Source organism: Paraburkholderia sp. 35.1, from assembly GCF_050436525.1.
GTDB classification, from domain to species: Bacteria; Pseudomonadota; Gammaproteobacteria; order Burkholderiales; family Burkholderiaceae; genus Paraburkholderia; species Paraburkholderia tuberum.
Genome location: NZ_JBNDMJ010000003.1, coordinates 3650246 through 3667232, shown reverse-complemented (window position 1 = coordinate 3667232; position 16987 = coordinate 3650246). Strand labels below are relative to the sequence as shown.

Sequence of the window (16987 nt, the reverse complement as noted above, 5' to 3'; positions counted from 1 at the left end):
CGGTCTGTCTGGTTTGCAACGACTTGCGACGATGCGTGCCTGGACGGATATGGCGGCGGCCAACGAAAGCCGCGTGGCTACATCGAACGACGGTCGAGCATCGCGCGCGCGATCGTGCCCGCGTCGACATACTCGAGCTCGCCGCCCACCGGCACGCCGCGCGCGAGACGCGTCACGGCAAGGCCGCGCGCCTTCAGCGTCTGTCCGAGGTAATGCGCGGTGGCCTCACCCTCGTTGGTGAAATTGGTGGCCAGCACGACTTCCTTGACGACGCCATCCGACGCGCGCTTCACGAGCCGGTCGAAATGGATTTCCTTCGGGCCGATGCCGTCGAGCGGACTCAACCGCCCCATCAGCACGAAATAGAGGCCGCGATAGGTCATCGTCTGTTCGAGCATGATCTGGTCGGCCGGCGTTTCGACGACGCACAGCAGCGACGGATCGCGCTCCTCATCGAGGCAGACCTCGCAGATCTGCGCTTCGGTAAATGTGTTGCACTTCTCGCAGTGACGCAGATGCTCGGTCGCGAACAACAGCGAGCGCCCGAGCTTTTCGGCGCCTTCGCGATCGTGCTGCATCAGGTGATACGCCATGCGCTGCGCGGACTTCGGCCCGACACCGGGCAGCGCGCGTAGCGCTTCGACGAGCGCCGACAGGGCGGAAGGTTGTTTCATGCGGATCGGCGTCGACGTGGGTGGTGCTCGGGTGGGGGAATCGGGATGCGGGGGTGTTGCTCGAACCGGGCCGCGTTTTCACGCCGTGACGACGCTTTCACGCGCGGCTGCAGGTTCGATGTTTCCACCCTGCACGCGGCGCGCGGCGGCGAGCGTCTGCGTTCGCACCGCGGCAATCAACCGCCGCGGCGCTCACCCGCTTCAGCCCGTTCTCAATCAGAACAGGTTCAGAACGGCAGCTTGAAACCCGGCGGCAGCGGCAGGCCGGCGGTCATGCCGCCCATCTTTTCCTGCGCGGTCGCCTCGGCCTTGCGCACGGCGTCGTTGAACGCGGCGGCGACGAGATCTTCCAGCATGTCCTTGTCGTCGGCGAGCAGGCTCGGGTCGATCGACACGCGGCGCACGTCGTTCTTGCAGGTCATCGTCACCTTGACGAGACCGGCACCCGACTGCCCCTCGACTTCGATCTGCGCGAGTTGCTCCTGCATCTTCTTCATGTTTTCCTGCATCTGCTGGGCTTGTTTCATCAGCCCGGCGAGTTGGCCTTTCATCATGGACGTGCTCCTTCTAGATAGCGTGGAATCTGGCATTCCGGCGCCGCGCCGCGACGACGCCGTGAACGATGGATCAGTGGGCCGGCGACGCGCCGTTCGGGGCGGCGTCCGGGGTAATCGGGCGGATCGAGCCCGGCACGATGCTCGCGCCGAACTCGCGAATCAGCGACTGCACAAACGGATCGGCGCTGATCTCGCGCTCGGCTTCCTGCTGGCGCTGCGCGCGCAGCTTCGCGTCGTGCGCGGCGGCGGTACGGCGCGCCGGGCCGACTTCGACCTGCACGTCGACGTTCTGGCCGAGCCGCTCGACGAGCGCTGCCTTCAGTTTAGCGACCTGTGAGGCTTCTGCGTATTGCGGCACCGGCACGTTGAGCTTCAGCGTGCTGCCGTCGAGCGCCATCAGTTCGCTGTTGAACGCAAGCTGATACGAGATGCCCTTCAGCGGCAGATCAACGGCGAGCGCCGGCCAGTCGCCGGTGAAACCTAGCGGATCGAGCGGCACGGCAGGCGGCAGCGGGCGCGTATCGGCGAGCGGCGCCGGCGCGGCGGACGGCGCGGCCGCGCCGTCCATGCGGACGTCGTCGGGGCCGCGGTCGAATACCGGCACGAAGTCGTCGTCCGGCGGAATGAAGTACGCGTCGTCCGCGGCCGACAACGGCAGGTAGTCGTCGGGCGGCATGTCGTCCCATGGTGGGATCGACGGGCTGTTCTGCTGCGCATTGCTGCTCGCGCCGCTGTTTGCGTCGCGAGCGGGTGCAGCCTGCGCGGCGGGTTTCGGTGCGGCCGGCTTCGGTGCGGCGGGTGCGGCCGGCTTCGCGGACACTTCCGTGTTAGCACGGCCACGGTCGGACGATACTTTCATGCCGGCGTTGCGCAGCACGTCGAGCGCGGCGCTGGCGCCGCCCGCGCGGCGCGGCGCGGAGTCGACTGCGGCCGCCGGTGCCGCCGTTGCAGCGGGCGCCGCCAATTCCGCCCGCGCTTCCGGTTCCGGTGACGTGGCCTCTTCCGCGCGACCAGGCGCGGCAGTTGCAAGCGCGCTCGGTGCGGACGAAGGTGCGATGTCGGAAACTTCGTTCGAGACCGGCGCGCTCGAGCTGGCGATCGTGGCGACGGCATTCGCGGGCGCGTCTTCCCACGGCGCCAGCGGGGCTGCCGCATTGGCAGGCGCGTCTGTCACGCGGGCGACTTCGGCGTTGGGCGATTGCGGTGCTTCTTCAGATTGCGCGGAGTCGGCTGCGGGCTTCGCGATCGGCTTTGCAGTCGGCGCGGTCGATTTCATCGCGTCGCCCTGCTCCTCGCCGGCAACGCCTACCTGAGGTCCGCGAACGGGCGCAGCAGCTGCCATGGCCGTCGCGGACGACGGTGACAGCGCGCGCAGCGCGGCAACCGTCGGTGCACCCGAGCGCTGCGCACCGGCGCCGGCGCCGCCTGCACCGCTCTGCGTGCCAGCGGCTCCCGCCGCTCCGCCACCGCCGCCTGTCGGCGCCGGCTCGAACGCGAGCATGCGCAGCAGCGTCATCGTGAAGCCCGCGTATTCGTCGGGCGCGAGGCCCAGTTCGCTTCGGCCGATCGTCGCGATCTGATAGAACAGTTGCACCTGCTCGGCGCTCAACGCGTCGGCGAAACGGCGCAAGTCGGCCGCCTCCGGCCATTCGTCGAGCACCGACGAAGGCGCGAACTGCGCCCACGCGATCCGATGCAGCAGGCTCGCCAGGTCTTGCAGCGCCGTCGAGAACGACAGGCTGCGCAAGGCCATCTCGTCGGCGACCGCCAGCACCGCCGCGCCGTCGCCCTGCGCGAGCGCCTCGAGCAGGCGGATCAGATAGCTTTGGTCGAGCGCGCCGAGCATGCCGCGCACCGCGTCTTCACTGACCTGGTTCGCCGAATAGGCGATCGCCTGATCGGTCAGCGATAGTGCGTCGCGCATCGAACCGTCGGCCGCGCGCGCGAGCAGGCGCAACGCCTGCGCCTCGTGAGGCACGCTCTCTTCGCCGAGAATGCGTTCGAGATGCGACACGATATGGCCGGCCGGCATCTGCTTCAGATTGAACTGCAGACAGCGCGACAGCACGGTGACCGGAATCTTCTGCGGGTCGGTGGTCGCGAGGATGAACTTGACGTGCGGCGGCGGCTCTTCGAGCGTCTTCAGCATCGCGTTGAACGCGTGGTTCGTCAGCATGTGCACTTCGTCGATCATGTAGACCTTGAAGCGCGCATCGACGGGCGCGTACACCGCGCGCTCGAGCAGCGCGGCCATTTCATCGACGCCACGATTACTCGCCGCGTCCATTTCGACGTAATCGACAAAGCGCCCTTCGTCGATCTCGCGACACGCACGGCATACGCCGCACGGCGTCGACGTCACGCCGGTCTCGCAATTGAGCGCCTTCGCGAAGATGCGCGACAGCGTGGTCTTGCCGACGCCGCGCGTACCTGTAAACAAATAGGCATGGTGCAGACGGCCGCCGTCGAGCGCATGGGTGAGCGCGCGCACCACGTGCTCCTGTCCGACGAGCGAAGCGAAATCCTTCGGCCGCCATTTGCGTGCGAGAACTTGATAGGTCATCCGGAAATTGTATCAGTAACAATGGCGCGCAAAACCGATTCGGGAAGACGCGTGAAATGCGCGAAACGGCCACGACGACGCTCCATCCGAAGACGGCGAACGATCAATACAAAAGCTGGGAATGACTGGGGAGAAACTGCGCAGAAGCCGTGAGAACGGTCGCGGAGAAAAAAGCAAGGAAAGGTGACGAGCCCGACCCTCGGCACTGGTGGAAAACGGCTGTGGCTGCTTCGTTCCCGACCTGACCAGGTTGACCATCCCTCCATGCGAGGAGGCCCGTCACGAAGGATTCTATCATTGCCGCGCGCATTGTGCGACTGTTGACATGAGCAAAACGCGAACGACGCTCCGCTTCGAACGGCTTCGCGCGGTTTGCGGCCGCTTTCTGCACGCCGCCAGACGCCCTCCCGGCCACCGCGGCGACGCCCGCCACGCGCGGCACTTGAGTTCGCCGCGCGCGACTCCATTTAGATTGCAACGCGGTCGCCGTGAGCCGCAGAAACCGGCCGACGCTGCGGCGGCGGCCTATTAGCCCCACTGCTTTGATGAGTACTATCGCCATCGGCAACGCATAGCGAATTAAGCTACACTGCCAGTTGAAAGACCCGCATACGCGACTCTTTCCGCGCATTGCGTGAAAATCCGGCGTTTTTTCAGACGGTTTTTCTGATTTTCACAGGCATGCGCGGCGAGGCTCCGGATGCGGCAAAGCGAACGGAAGTTTTCCCAGTTTTGACGTATCGTGGCGAGCAATTCAGGCGGGCCTCGAACCGAGAGAGGTATTCATAAATGAGCGAACAAATCAAGCATATTAGCGACGCATCGTTCGAACAGGACGTCGTGAAATCCGATAAACCCGTGCTGCTCGATTTCTGGGCCGAATGGTGCGGTCCGTGCAAGATGATCGCGCCGATCCTCGACGAGGTCGCGAAGGACTACGCCGATCGCCTGCAAGTCGCGAAGATCAATGTCGACGAGCATCAGTCCACGCCGGTCAAGTTTGGCGTGCGCGGCATCCCCACATTGATCCTGTTCAAGAACGGCGCCGTTGCCGCTCAGAAGGTCGGAGCTCTGTCGAAGTCGCAACTCACCGCGTTCCTCGACGGCAACCTGTAAAGCAAGCAGTACGCCGCGGCGCTCGCGGGTCCATCGCGCGCCGCAGGCAGTTGGAGAATCGGGCGCATCGGGTGAGCAAACCGCCGCGCCCGCCGGTCAAGCGTGTTGTCAGTCGGCAACACGCTTTGCAACAAAGATGCCACGCTGCCGCACTGGCTTAAATTGGCGTGTGCTATGCTAGAATCCACAAAACGTCGAAAAGACGTGTAAGTCTTTGAGCGGTTCCGCTCACCCTCCTCCCAGATTTCATTTCGTCGCACCTTCTCCTGCGGGTTCTCCGTATGCATTTATCCGAGCTTAAGACTCAGCACGTCTCCCAATTGATCGAGATGGCCAATGGCCTCGAGATCGAAAGCGCGAACCGCCTGCGCAAGCAGGAATTGATGTTCGCCATTCTAAAAAAACGAGCCAAAGCGGGCGACACGATCTTCGGCGACGGCACCCTCGAAGTGCTGCCGGACGGTTTCGGCTTCCTGCGTTCGCCGGAAACCTCCTACCTCGCCAGCACGGATGACATCTACATCAGCCCGTCGCAAATCCGCCGCTTCAATCTGCATACGGGCGACACGATCGAAGGCGAAGTGCGCACGCCGAAAGACGGCGAGCGCTATTTCGCGCTGGTGAAGGTGGACAAGGTCAACGGCCAGCCGCCGGAGGCCTCGAAGCACAAGATCATGTTCGAAAACCTGACGCCGCTGCACCCGAACAAGGTGCTGCTGCTCGAACGTGAAATGCGTGGCGAAGAGAATGTGACCGGCCGCATCATCGACATGATCGCGCCGATCGGCAAGGGCCAGCGCGGCCTGCTCGTCGCGTCGCCGAAGTCGGGCAAGACCGTGATGCTTCAGCACATCGCGCACGCGATCAAGCAGAACCATCCCGACGTCGTGCTGTTCGTGCTGCTGATCGACGAGCGTCCGGAGGAAGTGACGGAAATGCAGCGTTCGGTGGCCGGCGAAGTGATCGCCTCGACGTTCGACGAACCCGCCGCGCGTCACGTGCAGGTCGCCGAAATGGTGATCGAGAAGGCCAAGCGCCTCGTCGAAATGAAGAACGACGTCGTGATTCTGCTCGACTCGATCACGCGTCTCGCGCGCGCTTACAACACGGTGGTCCCGGCCTCGGGCAAGGTGCTGACGGGCGGTGTCGACGCGAACGCGCTGCAGCGCCCGAAGCGGTTCTTCGGCGCGGCGCGCAACATCGAGGAAGGCGGATCGCTGACCATCATCGGCACGGCGCTGATCGAAACCGGCAGCCGCATGGACGATGTGATCTACGAAGAGTTCAAGGGCACCGGCAACATGGAAGTGCACCTCGAGCGCCGTCTCGCCGAGAAGCGCGTCTACCCGTCAATCAACCTGAACAAGTCGGGCACGCGCCGCGAAGAGCTGCTGATCAAGCCCGAAGCGCTGCAGAAGATCTGGGTACTGCGCAAGTTCATTCACGACATGGACGAAGTCGAGTCGATGGAATTCCTGCTCGACAAGATCCGCCAGACGAAGAGCAATTCCGAGTTCTTCGACATGATGCGTCGTGGCGGCGGCAGCTAACGCGCGACGTTCGTGCCGGCCGTATTAGTCGGCAACTGCAACGCATGAAAAACCGCTCGCAAACTGCGAGCGGTTTTTTTTCGTCCATCGTCCGCAGAGACAATGCGCCGCGTTTTGCGAAGCTGCTGCCGCGCAAGAAGTGGATCATCGTGCCGGGCTTCGGGGCGGCCGCGTTCGCCGCCGGGTGGACGACACGCATGTCGCCGGACGTCGGCGAGGCGGCGCTCGCCCTGCCGCTGCTGCTGCGCGGCCTGCTGTTGCTGTTCATCGTGCCGCCGGTCGCGAATCTGACGTGCCGCATCTTCTTGATCGAGGAGGAGTTCACGCACGGCTACCGGCTGAAAAACATCGTCCGGCAGTTGACCCTCTCCTTCGCGACCGCCTCGGTGATCATCGTCGAGCGGCACCGGCTCGCGCTGCATCAAAGTCGCCTCGCGGAGTCCGTGAATCCGTACAATCCGGTCTACCAGAACACGCTCGCGATCGCGTCGATCAGCCGGTCGATTGCGCAGCAGGCCAGTTTGCTCGCGTCGCTCGACGGTTTCTATTTTCTGATCGGCGTCGCGATATGCGGCGGCCCGTTCGCCGCGTAGCAAAAACAGATCGACTGAAGGTGGGCTCCAAGCATGCTGTCGAAACTCACGAACTGGCTGGGCGCACGGCGTCGCGAGCGCGCGCTGCGAGACTACGCGATCGACGATTCCTTGTGGCAGGCGACACTCGCCGGCCTACCCTTTCTCACGCATCTGGAAGCGCCCGATCTCGCGCGGCTGCGCGAGATGACGACTCTCTTCCTCGCGCAGAAGGAGTTCTCGACCGCGCACGAGCTCGAGCTGACCGATGCGATGACGGTCGGCATCGCCGCGCAGGCGTGCCTGCCGGTGCTGAACCTGAGCCTCGATCTGTATCGCGGCTGGGTCGGCGTGATCGTCTATCCGGGCGAGTTCGTGATCCGCAAGACCGTTGAGGACGAAGATGGCGTCGTGCACGAGATCGAACACGACGCCAGCGGCGAGGCGTGGGAAGGCGGCCCGGTGGTGCTGTCGTGGGAAGACGCGCAGATGACCGATGGCAGCGACGCATACAACGTCGTGATCCACGAGTTCGCGCACAAAATCGACATGTTCAACGGCGAAGCGGATGGCCACCCGCCGCTGATGCGCCGCTGGCACGCGCCGCTCGATGCGCAGGCATGGGCCGATGTGTTCGACCATGCATACGATCACTTCAGTGCGAAAGTCGACGCGGTGCCCGAGCGACGCTGGGCGCGTTTCGAACGCGAGTCGCTGATCGATCCGTATGCGGCGGACCATCCGTCGGAATTTTTTGCCGTATGCAGCGAGGCGCTATTCGTGCGGCCCCAAGCGTTCGAGGCGGAGTATCCGGAACTGTACCGACTGCTCGCGCGCTACTACCGGCAAGATCCAGCGCGCGTCGGTTTGACGTTCACGCCCATTTGAGACGCCGCGAATGTGGGCGCCGCTTGCGCCGCAAGAGAATCCGCTGGCAGAAAAATCGCCAAGCGACTGATTTTCTGCCATAATCGCGGTTTTTCGACCGTAGGCAAGTGGCTCGCGCCTGAAGGCAGTCCCATTCGAGGCTGCACGCGGGTTGGCTACCGCCAGATTAAAGGAAAGACCATGAAAGAAGGCATTCACCCGAATTACCGCGAAGTCCTGTTCGTCGACATGTCGAACGACTTCAGGTTCGTGACGCGCTCGACCATCCAGACGCGCGAAACCGCGGAATTCAACGGCAAGACCTACCCGCTCGCGAAGATCGAAGTGTCGTCGGAATCGCATCCGTTCTACACCGGCCAGCAAAAGATCATGGACACGGCCGGCCGCGTCGAGAAGTTCAACAAGAAGTTCGGCGCACGTGCTTCGGGCAAGGCAGTAAAGTAATACCGCAACGGTACCGGCTTCCGGCCGGCAACGGAGCAAACAGAAAGGGCAGCGCGAGCTGCCCTTTTTTGTCGCCTGCGCTTGTGCGCCCGCTGGTTCGCACGCCGCGCGAAGCCTTCAGCCGGAAGGAGCACGCCGCGCTTTCGCGACACTGTGTTACAGCTTGTGCATTGACGTTGCCGGGCGTTACCGGCCGTGACGTGCATCGCACGGCACGACTACAATGCCGGATGCTCGAAACGGGCCCTCGCGCCCTGACCTGCCGGGCCGCTCCGGCTGCATCGTTTATCCAGACTCCACACACCGCATGAGACCTGTCGTTCGCCTCACCGCCTCTGCGACCAGTGCGTTGCCGCGCTGGCTGCTGCTGGCCATCTGTATCGTCTACGCCTCGTTCGGCCTGTTCGGCCGCGATCCGTGGAAGAACGAGGACGCAGCCGGCTTTGGTGTGATGTGGACGATGGCGAACGGCGGAGCGCACGATTGGCTGCTGCCGAATCTGGTCGGCAAATATCTGACCGAGGACGGCCCGCTCGGCTACTGGCTCGGCGCGAGCGCGATCCGCGTCCTCGCACCGTGGGTCGACGCGAGCAACGCGTCGCGCGTGTTCACGGGCCTGCTGTTCTGCGCGGGCTGTGCGTTCGTCTGGTACGCGGCGTATCTGCTCGGCCGGCGTCCCGAAGTGCAGCCATTCAAATATGCGTTCGGCGGCGAGCCGGAACCGCGCGACTATGGCCGCACGCTCGCCGATGGCGCACTGCTGATCCTGCTCGCGTGCTTCGGCCTCGCCGAGCGCGGTCACGAGACCACGCCGCAGCTCGCGCAGTTCGTCTGCATCGCGATGCTCGTGTACGGCCTCGTGCGCATGATCGACAAGCCGATTCAGGGCGCGCTGATCTGGGGTCTCGCGATTGGCCTCGTCACACTCGCGAGCAGCCCGGTGCTGGTCGGCGCGCTGCTGCTCGGCACGCTCGCGATGACGCTGATCGTACGCGAAACGCGATTGCGCTGGCTGCTGCTCGCGGGTCTGCCCGTGGCGCTCGTGCTCGCGGTGTCGTGGCCGATCATCGCGCTCTCCGCGTTCCCGGACGACGCTGTCTGGTATCTGAACCAGTGGCTGCACGTGAGCCTGAGTTCGTTCGCGGGCCCGCCCGGCTCGGTCGCCGCGTATGCGCTGAAAAACCTGCCGCTCTTCACATGGCCCGCCTGGCCACTCGCGCTGTGGTCGTGGTTCAGCTGGCAGGGACTGCGGCGCGCGCCGCACGTGGCGATTCCGCTGTCGGTGATCGGGCCGCTGTTCGTGCTCGTCGTGCTGCAAAGCCATCAGTCGAACCGACTCTACATGCTGCTCCTGCCGCCGCTCGCGGTACTCGCCACTTTCGCGCTGCCGACGCTCAAGCGCGGCGCGATCAACGCGATCGACTGGTTCGCGCTGCTGAGCTTCACGATCCTCGGCAGCTTCGTATGGCTCGTGTATGTGGCAGGCCTGACGGGCTTCCCGCATCCGCTCGCGCGCAATCTCGCGCGACTCGCGCCCGGCTTCGTGCCGCAGTTCAAGATTCTGTCGTTCGTGTGCGCGGTCGCGGTGACCGTGTGCTGGTTCCTGCTGGTGCGCTGGCGCCTCGCGCGTCATCCGAAGGTGCTGTGGCGCAGCGTCGTGCTGTCGAGCGCCGGCACCACGCTGATGTGGGTGTTGCTGATGACGCTGTGGCTGCCGGTCGTCAACTACAGCCGGACCTATCGCGACGTCGCGCAGCAGATCGCCGCCCATTTGCCCGATGACTACACGTGCATCGCGCCGGTGCGCCTAGGCAATGCGCAGATCGCGACATTCGCGTATTTCGGCGACATGCATTTCTCGTTCGACCAGGACTGCGACGTGATCCTGCGTCAGGACTCGCAGGACTACGGCAACCCGAGCGCGATGCCCGACTACGTCTGGAAGCTCGTGTGGGAAGGCCGCCGCGCCGCTGACCGCGACGAGCGCTTCCGCCTGTACGTGCGCATCGACCGTCCCAAGCCGCCGCCCGGCAAGCGCCGCAACTGGCACAAGAAGCGCGACTGACCATGTTCGCCGACGTACGGAAGATCGCCGCGCTCGCGTGGCCCGTATTGATCGGCCAGTTGGCCATCATCGCGTTCGGCGTGATCGACACGGCGATGGTCGGGCGCTACTCGGCCGTCGATCTGGCCGCGCTCGGCCTCGGCTCGTCGATCTACGTCTCGGTCTATATCGGCCTGACCGGCATCCTGACCGCGCTGCAGCCGATCACCGCGCAGCTGTACGGCGCGCGTCGCTACGGCGAGATCGGCGAAGAGGTCCGCCAGTCATGGTGGCTTGCCGCCGCGCTGACCGTGATCGGCTTTCTGATCCTGTTCTTCCCCGGACCGCTGCTGGCGTTGTCGCGGGTGCCCGACGCGCTGCACGAGCGCACGCTCGCGTACCTGCGGATTCTCGCGTTCGGGCTGCCCGCCGGCCTCGCCTTCCGGGTCTACGGCTCCGTTGCCAATGCGCTCGCCAAACCGCGGCTCGTGATGTTCCTGCAGATCGCCGCGCTGCTGCTGAAAATTCCGCTCAATACCTGGTTCATTTTCGGCGGCCTCGGCGTGCCCGCGCTGGGCGGTCCGGGCTGCGCGCTCGCGAGCACGCTGCTCAACTGGGCACTCGCGGCGCTCGGCATGCTGCTGCTCGCGCGCGTCGACGATTTCAAGGCACTCGGCATCTTCACGCACTTCTGCTGGCCGGTCTGGAAGCGCCAGGCCGCGCAACTGCGGCTCGGTATTCCAATGGGGCTGTCGTATCTGATCGAGGTCACGTCGTACACCTTCATGGCGCTTTTCATCGCGCGTTTCGGCACGACGACGCTCGCCGGGCACCAGATCGCCGGCAACGTCGGCGCGGTGCTCTATATGACGCCACTGTCGATCGGCATCGCGTCGTCGACGCTGGTCGCGCAGGCGCTCGGCGCGCATCGGCCGCAGGCGGCGCGCACGCTGTCGCGTCACGGCATCGCGATGGCGGTTGCGATCGCGTGCTGCTATGGCGCGCTCGTGCTCGTGCTGCGGCCGTATATCGTCGACGGCTATACGACGAACGCGCAGGTGGCGGCGAAGGCGTTGCCGCTGGTGCTGATCGTCGCCTGCTACCACCTGTTCGACGCGTTGCAGATCTCGACCGCGTTCGTGCTGCGCGCCTACAAGGTCGCGGTCGTGCCGACCATTATCTATGCGGTGGCGCTGTGGGGAGTCGGGCTCGGCGGCGGCTATGCGCTCGGCTTCGATACGACCGGCCTCACGCCGCCCTGGCTGACCGGCGCGCGCGGCTTCTGGGTCGCCAATACCGCAAGTCTCGCGATTGCCGGGCTCGGCTTGCTCGTGTATTGGCGATTCGTGAGCCAGCGCTATTTGCGCGAGGCTGCGGCGGCGCTGGTTGATTCGGCTGTTTGAGGGGATGGAGGGTTGCGAAGGCCGCGAATAGCACCGACCGGACCGTCAGTTGCGCCCAAGCCGGGGTGAGAGTCGACCTGTTCTGCATCCGCCTTTCCTTCCCCACGCAGCTCAGCCCGCTCACGCCGCGTATGCGGCCTGCCCCTCCCGATCCTTGGCCTCGAAAATTTCCCGCGCCGCGAACAGCGCATTGAGCGCGGCCGGAAAGCCCGCATAAAGCGCCATCTGCATGAACACCTCGACGATCTGCTCGCGCGTGCAGCCGACGTTCAGCGCCGCCTCGATATGTACCTTCAGCTGCGGCTGCGCGCAGCCGAGGGTCGCGAGCGACGCGATCGTCGCAATCTCGCGCGTGCGCAGATCGAGCTGCGGCCGGCTGTAGATGTCGCCGAAGCCGAATTCAATCAACAGGCGTCCGAATTCCGGCGCGACGGGCGCGAGCGCGGCGATTACCTGCTCGCCCGCCGAACCGTCGATTTCCCTGAGCTTGTCCCAGCCCCGCGCGTAGCGGTCGTTGTGTGCGTAGTCCATTGCGAGTCCTTATCGAGATGTGAGGGCGACGAGGCTTCGTCGTCCTGTCGTGCCGGATCGGGCTCAAGCGCGCCGCTCGTGGCCGCCTCGTAGTACGCGATCTTGTCGTCGATCGCGCCGAGGTTGCTCTGCAGATCGGCGATCCGCGCGAGCAGCGCGGTGCGATGCGCAACCAGCAGGTCGCGGCGTGCGCGCATCGTCGGATGGCCTTGCGCGCGCAGCGCGGCGATCTGCTGCATGCCGGAGATCGACATGCCCGTTGCCTTCAGACGCATCACGAAGCGCAACCAGTCGAGATCGGCCGGCGAGTACAGCCGGTGCCCCGTCTGCGTGCGTCCGACCGGCCGGATCAGGCCGGCCTGTTCGTAATAGCGCAACGTGTGCGTGGACACGCCGATCGTTTCGGCGACCTGACCGATGGTGAGCGCGGTTGAGTGTTTCGACATGACGGACTCAGGTTAGGACTTCGAGTGCACTCTAAGTCAAGCGTCGGACGCTGTCATTCCTTTGCGTTGCTCATTCTTTATCGCAGACGAGTTATCGCGATCGATATCGACCGATAAATTCACCGGCACTGCATGCCGCCAAAAGCTTTAAATATTGTGTGGTGGATTTACTTGTCATCAATCGATCGGTATAAATCGTCCGCTATCTCAAATCGGGCCTGCGATTTGTCCTATGCTTAAACGCAGCGCCCGCTGACAGGATAGGTCGTCCGTTCCCGGCTAACTTTTTGCCCTCAATGGAGTGCTTGCCATGCTGAAGAAGCTTTTCATGCTTTGCGTCGCTGTGGCTTTGTCGCTGTCGGCCGGATTTGCCGCGGCCGTGGAAGTGAATACCGCCGATCAGGCCACGCTCGAATCGGTCAAGGGCATCGGCCCCGTGCATGCGAAAGCGATTCTCGACGAACGCACCAAAAACGGCCCGTTCAAGAACGCCGACGATCTCGCCGCGCGTGTGAAGGGCATCGGCCAGAAATCGGTCGAGAACCTCGAAGCGGCCGGACTGACGATCAACGGCTCGTCGGCACCGCCGACCGGCGCGAAGACGTCCACCAAGCCGGCCACGAAGACCACACCGGCGGCTCCCGCGGCAACCACCGCCGCCGCGCCCGCTGCCACGACGGCAGCGCCGGCCGCGGCTGCCCCCGCCTCGGCCGCGAAGCCGTCGAAGTCGAAGAAGAAGGACAAGGCCGCAGCATCCGAAGCGGCAGCCGCTTCGGCTCCGGCCGTCGCGGCTAGCGCACCGGCCGACGCGTCCGGCACCAAGGCTTCGAAGAAGAAAGCGAAGAAGAGCAAGGCGGCATCCGCCGCGGCTGCGTCCGGCGCTTGAGCCCGGCGGGGCTGCCGCCCTTGCGTTTCACCGCGACGCGCAACCGCGCGTCGACGTCACCCGCCCGGCCGTCATACGCGCCGGCATTGAAGAGAGACCGTCATGAGCCTACTCGACACCATCGGTTCCCTGCTTGGCAAATCGCCAGAAGGCGGCGGCCAGCAAGCGCTGATCGCCGCCGCGCTCGAATTCGTCAACAACCAGCCTGGTGGCCTGAACGGCCTGATCCAGCGCTTCCAGGAAAAGGGCCTCGGCGACGTCGTGTCGTCGTGGGTCGGCAATGGCGAAAACCAGCCGATCGCACCCGACGCGCTGCATAACGTGCTGGGCTCGGAAGCCGTGACCGGTCTCGCCGCCAAGGCCGGCGTCCAGCCGGATCAGGTGACGGGTCTGCTGTCGCAGATCCTGCCGCACGTCGTCAACGCGGCCACGCCGGAAGGCGAAGTGCCGGCCGATGGCAAGCTGAACGCGACCACGGTGCTCGGCGCGCTCGGCGGCCTCTCGGCGCTGCTCGGCAACAAGGGCAACGCTTGAGCACGCTGTGCGCCATGCGCTGGCGGCTTGCAGAGACCTTCGCTCCACGGTGATGCCACCGGTTTGAAATCGGCGGCCAAAAGAAAACCGGCAACGAAGTCACCTTCGTTGCCGGTTTCTTAACGTTGGCGGGAACGACTCGCCTGCCGTCGTCCCTTCGCATCATCAAGCCATCGCCTTCAGTGCACGACGCGCTCGAACAGCAGCTTGCCGTCGTCCACTTCGACCGGAATCACATCCTTCGGACCGAACTTGCCGGCCAGAATCAGCTTCGCGATCGGGTTCTCGATCTCCTGCTGGATCGCGCGCTTCAGCGGCCGCGCACCGAACAGCGGGTCGTAGCCGACCTTGCCGATGTGCTCGAGCGCCGCGTCCGACACCACCAGCTGCATGTCGAGCTTCGCGAGCCGCTCGTGCAGACGCTGCAGCTGGATCCGCGCGATCGACTGGATGTTCGAGCGATCGAGCGCATGGAACACGACGACGTCGTCGATCCGGTTCAGGAACTCGGGCCGGAAGTGCAGCTTCACCTCTTCCCACACGGCGTCCTTCACGGCTTCCTGCGGCTCGCCGACCATCGCCTGGATCACCTGCGAACCGAGGTTCGAGGTCATCACGATCACCGTGTTCTTGAAGTCGACGGTGCGGCCCTGGCCATCGGTCATGCGGCCGTCGTCGAGCACCTGCAGCAGCACGTTGAACACGTCCGGATGCGCCTTCTCGATTTCGTCGAGCAGGATCACGCTATACGGCTTGCGGCGCACGGCCTCGGTCAGATAACCGCCCTCCTCGTAGCCGACGTAACCCGGCGGCGCGCCGATCAGACGCGCGACGCTGTGCTTCTCCATGAACTCGCTCATGTCGATACGGATGAGATGCTCTTCCGAATCGAACAGGAACGACGCCAACGCCTTGCACAGCTCGGTCTTGCCGACGCCGGTCGGCCCGAGGAACAGGAACGAGCCATACGGACGGTTCGGGTCCGACAGACCCGCGCGCGAGCGGCGAATCGCATCGGCGACCGCGCTGATCGCCTCGTCCTGGCCGACCACGCGCTCATGCAGCTTCGACTCGATCTGCAGCAGCTTTTCGCGCTCGCCCTGCATCATGCGCGACACCGGAATGCCGGTGGCCCGCGACACGACCTCGGCGATTTCTTCCGCGCCGACCTGCGTGCGCAACAGACGTGGACGCTTCGGACTGTTCTGCTCCTCGGCCTCGGCGCGCGTGACTTCCTTCAGCTGCGCCTCGAGACCCGGCAGCTTGCCGTACTGCAACTCGGCCACCTTCTCGAGCTTGCCCTCACGCTGCAGACGCACGATTTCCGCACGCGTCTTCTCGATCTCTTCCTTCAGTTGCGCGCTACCCTGCACCGCCGCTTTTTCCGCGGTCCAGATTTCATCGAGGTCCGAATATTCGCGGTTGAGCCGCTCGATTTCCTCTTCGATCAGCTGCAGACGCTTCTGCGACGCTTCGTCCTTCTCCTTCTTCACCGCTTCGCGTTCGATCTTCAGCTGGATCAGACGACGGTCGAGCCGATCCATCTCCTCCGGCTTCGAGTCGATTTCCATCTTGATCTTCGACGCGGCTTCGTCGATCAGATCGATCGCCTTGTCGGGCAGGAAGCGGTCCGTGATGTAGCGATGCGACAGCTCGGCGGCCGCGACGATCGCCGGGTCGGTGATGTCGACGCCGTGGTGCAGCTCATAGCGCTCCTGCAGACCGCGCAGGATCGCGATGGTCGCCTCGACCGACGGCTCGTCCACCAGCACCTTCTGGAAACGGCGCTCGAGCGCGGCATCCTTTTCGATGTACTTGCGGTATTCGTCGAGCGTGGTCGCGCCGACGCAATGCAGCTCGCCGCGCGAGAGCGCCGGCTTCAGCATGTTGCCAGCGTCCATCGCGCCTTCGGCCTTGCCGGCGCCGACCATCGTGTGAATCTCGTCGATGAAGACGATGGTTTGCCCTTCGTCCTTCGCGATGTCGTTGAGCACCGCCTTCAGGCGCTCCTCGAACTCGCCGCGATACTTGGCGCCCGCGAGCAGCGCGGCCATGTCGAGCGACAGCACGCGCTTGTTCTTCAGCGTTTCCGGCACTTCGCCGTTGACGATGCGCTGCGCGAGCCCCTCGACGATCGCGGTCTTGCCGACGCCCGGCTCGCCGATCAGCACCGGGTTGTTCTTGGTGCGGCGCTGCAGGATCTGAATGGAACGGCGGATTTCGTCGTCGCGGCCGATCACGGGGTCGAGCTTGCCTGCGCGGGCGCGCTCGGTCAGGTCGATCGTGTATTTCTTCAGCGCTTCGCGCTGGCTTTCGGCGTCCTGGCTATGCACCTGCGAGCCGCCGCGCACCGCGGCGATCGCGGTTTCGAGCGCCTTGCGCGACAACCCATGCTCGCGCGCGAGACGGCCGGCCTCGCCTTTGTCGTCGGCGACTGCGAGCAGGAACATTTCGCTCGCGACGAACGTGTCGTTGAGCTTCTGCGCTTCCTTATCGGCCTGGTTCAACAGACCGGTCAGTTCGCGGCCGATCTGCACGTTGCCATCGGTGCCTTGCACTTGGGGCAGCCGCGTGACCGCGTCGTTCAGTGCGGTTTGTAGAGGTTGTACATGCACGCCGGCGCGCGACAGCAGCGAGCGAGCGGAGCCGTCCTGCTGCGCGACGAGTGCCGCGAGCACGTGGACGGGTTCGATGTACTGATTGTCGTGGCCAACCGCCAGACTCTGGGCGTCCGCGAGCGCTTCCTGGAATTTAGTGGTGAGTTTGTCGATTCTCATCA

The 16987-nt window shown here is 64.6% G+C and carries 14 protein-coding genes, 1 other RNA gene and 1 pseudogene; 9 read left to right on the top strand and 7 right to left on the bottom strand.

Annotated features, from left to right (window positions below; genetic code table 11):
* Nucleotides 1-77 precede the first annotated feature (77 nt).
* The 4 genes from recR to ffs form a co-directional block, all read right to left on the bottom strand.
* Nucleotides 78-674, bottom strand: a complete 597-nt coding sequence (recR, locus tag OKW27_RS37210) for a recombination mediator RecR (RefSeq protein ID WP_018418135.1) — start codon at nt 672-674, stop codon at nt 78-80.
* Nucleotides 675-901: 227 nt separating this feature from the next.
* Nucleotides 902-1228: a YbaB/EbfC family nucleoid-associated protein gene (locus OKW27_RS37205; RefSeq protein ID WP_008923976.1), complete on the bottom strand. Its 327-nt coding sequence runs from the start codon at nt 1226-1228 to the stop codon at nt 902-904.
* 73 nt (nt 1229-1301) lie between these two features.
* A complete protein-coding gene (locus OKW27_RS37200) occupies nt 1302-3794 on the bottom strand; it encodes a DNA polymerase III subunit gamma/tau (protein WP_429336381.1) in 2493 nt (830 codons plus the stop codon).
* Nucleotides 3795-3976: 182 nt separating this feature from the next.
* Nucleotides 3977-4075: signal recognition particle sRNA small type (ffs, locus tag OKW27_RS37195), an RNA gene on the bottom strand.
* Between the two features lie 508 nt (nt 4076-4583).
* On the opposite strand from ffs, the gene trxA reads away from it, so the two are divergent.
* The 7 genes and pseudogenes from trxA to OKW27_RS37160 all read left to right on the top strand — a co-directional run bounded on the left by trxA (nt 4584) and on the right by OKW27_RS37160 (nt 11811).
* Nucleotides 4584-4910 carry a thioredoxin TrxA gene (trxA, locus tag OKW27_RS37190; RefSeq protein ID WP_013089343.1) on the top strand — a complete coding sequence of 109 codons (327 nt, stop codon included), beginning with the start codon at nt 4584-4586 and terminating at the stop codon, nt 4908-4910.
* A 281-nt stretch (nt 4911-5191) separates the two neighbouring features.
* Complete coding sequence (rho, locus tag OKW27_RS37185; RefSeq protein ID WP_090804624.1) at nt 5192-6460, top strand: transcription termination factor Rho; 1269 nt, start codon at nt 5192-5194, stop codon at nt 6458-6460.
* Between the two features lie 110 nt (nt 6461-6570).
* Nucleotides 6571-7053, top strand: a pseudogene (locus OKW27_RS37180) (MFS transporter); the annotation flags it as partial.
* Between the two features lie 33 nt (nt 7054-7086).
* The gene (locus OKW27_RS37175; protein WP_429336380.1) at nt 7087-7920 is read left to right on the top strand and encodes a zinc-dependent peptidase; all 834 of its coding nucleotides are present in this window, start codon (nt 7087-7089) and stop codon (nt 7918-7920) included.
* 180 nt (nt 7921-8100) lie between these two features.
* Nucleotides 8101-8364 (top strand): type B 50S ribosomal protein L31, encoded by a 264-nt coding sequence (locus tag OKW27_RS37170; RefSeq protein WP_090804621.1) that lies wholly within the window; start codon nt 8101-8103, stop codon nt 8362-8364.
* A 307-nt stretch (nt 8365-8671) separates the two neighbouring features.
* Nucleotides 8672-10429, top strand: coding sequence for an ArnT family glycosyltransferase (locus tag OKW27_RS37165; protein ID WP_429336379.1), 1758 nt, complete (start codon nt 8672-8674; stop codon nt 10427-10429).
* Nucleotides 10430-10431: 2 nt separating this feature from the next.
* A complete protein-coding gene (locus OKW27_RS37160) occupies nt 10432-11811 on the top strand; it encodes an MATE family efflux transporter (RefSeq protein ID WP_187610158.1) in 1380 nt (459 codons plus the stop codon).
* A 120-nt stretch (nt 11812-11931) separates the two neighbouring features.
* On the opposite strand, the gene OKW27_RS37155 is transcribed toward OKW27_RS37160, so the two are convergent.
* Together OKW27_RS37155 and OKW27_RS37150 are read right to left on the bottom strand one after the other, a co-directional pair.
* Nucleotides 11932-12342: a carboxymuconolactone decarboxylase family protein gene (locus tag OKW27_RS37155; protein ID WP_090804613.1), complete on the bottom strand. Its 411-nt coding sequence runs from the start codon at nt 12340-12342 to the stop codon at nt 11932-11934.
* Nucleotides 12261-12788, bottom strand: coding sequence for a MerR family transcriptional regulator (locus tag OKW27_RS37150; protein WP_429336378.1), 528 nt, complete (start codon nt 12786-12788; stop codon nt 12261-12263). The genes OKW27_RS37155 and OKW27_RS37150 overlap by 82 nt, the downstream gene beginning before the upstream one ends.
* 310 nt (nt 12789-13098) lie before the next feature.
* Here OKW27_RS37150 and OKW27_RS37145 point away from each other — a divergent pair, with 310 nt between their 5' ends.
* The gene (locus OKW27_RS37145; RefSeq protein WP_429336377.1) at nt 13099-13674 is read left to right on the top strand and encodes a ComEA family DNA-binding protein; all 576 of its coding nucleotides are present in this window, start codon (nt 13099-13101) and stop codon (nt 13672-13674) included.
* Nucleotides 13675-13776: 102 nt separating this feature from the next.
* Nucleotides 13777-14208 carry a YidB family protein gene (locus OKW27_RS37140; protein ID WP_018418148.1) on the top strand — a complete coding sequence of 144 codons (432 nt, stop codon included), beginning with the start codon at nt 13777-13779 and terminating at the stop codon, nt 14206-14208.
* 179 nt (nt 14209-14387) lie between these two features.
* On the opposite strand, the gene clpB is transcribed toward OKW27_RS37140, so the two are convergent.
* Entirely contained in the window at nt 14388-16985 is a 2598-nt protein-coding gene (gene clpB, locus OKW27_RS37135) for an ATP-dependent chaperone ClpB (protein WP_090804607.1), read from the bottom strand.
* Between the last annotated feature and the right edge of the window lie 2 nt (nt 16986-16987).

Excerpts from the sequence above, each read along its gene's own strand:
- OKW27_RS37150 (WP_429336378.1), bottom strand. The coding sequence starts at position 12,788 with ATGTCGAAACACTCAACCGCGCTCACCATCGGTCAGGTCGCCGAAACG.
- OKW27_RS37200 (WP_429336381.1), bottom strand. The coding sequence starts at position 3,794 with ATGACCTATCAAGTTCTCGCACGCAAATGGCGGCCGAAGGATTTCGCT.
- clpB (WP_090804607.1), bottom strand. The coding sequence starts at position 16,985 with ATGAGAATCGACAAACTCACCACTAAATTCCAGGAAGCGCTCGCGGAC.
- trxA (WP_013089343.1), top strand. The coding sequence starts at position 4,584 with ATGAGCGAACAAATCAAGCATATTAGCGACGCATCGTTCGAACAGGAC.
- OKW27_RS37165 (WP_429336379.1), top strand. The coding sequence starts at position 8,672 with ATGAGACCTGTCGTTCGCCTCACCGCCTCTGCGACCAGTGCGTTGCCG.
- OKW27_RS37155 (WP_090804613.1), bottom strand. The coding sequence starts at position 12,342 with ATGGACTACGCACACAACGACCGCTACGCGCGGGGCTGGGACAAGCTC.
- rho (WP_090804624.1), top strand. The coding sequence starts at position 5,192 with ATGCATTTATCCGAGCTTAAGACTCAGCACGTCTCCCAATTGATCGAG.
- OKW27_RS37160 (WP_187610158.1), top strand. The coding sequence starts at position 10,432 with ATGTTCGCCGACGTACGGAAGATCGCCGCGCTCGCGTGGCCCGTATTG.
- OKW27_RS37145 (WP_429336377.1), top strand. The coding sequence starts at position 13,099 with ATGCTGAAGAAGCTTTTCATGCTTTGCGTCGCTGTGGCTTTGTCGCTG.
- recR (WP_018418135.1), bottom strand. The coding sequence starts at position 674 with ATGAAACAACCTTCCGCCCTGTCGGCGCTCGTCGAAGCGCTACGCGCG.
- OKW27_RS37170 (WP_090804621.1), top strand. The coding sequence starts at position 8,101 with ATGAAAGAAGGCATTCACCCGAATTACCGCGAAGTCCTGTTCGTCGAC.
- OKW27_RS37205 (WP_008923976.1), bottom strand. The coding sequence starts at position 1,228 with ATGATGAAAGGCCAACTCGCCGGGCTGATGAAACAAGCCCAGCAGATG.
- OKW27_RS37140 (WP_018418148.1), top strand. The coding sequence starts at position 13,777 with ATGAGCCTACTCGACACCATCGGTTCCCTGCTTGGCAAATCGCCAGAA.
- OKW27_RS37175 (WP_429336380.1), top strand. The coding sequence starts at position 7,087 with ATGCTGTCGAAACTCACGAACTGGCTGGGCGCACGGCGTCGCGAGCGC.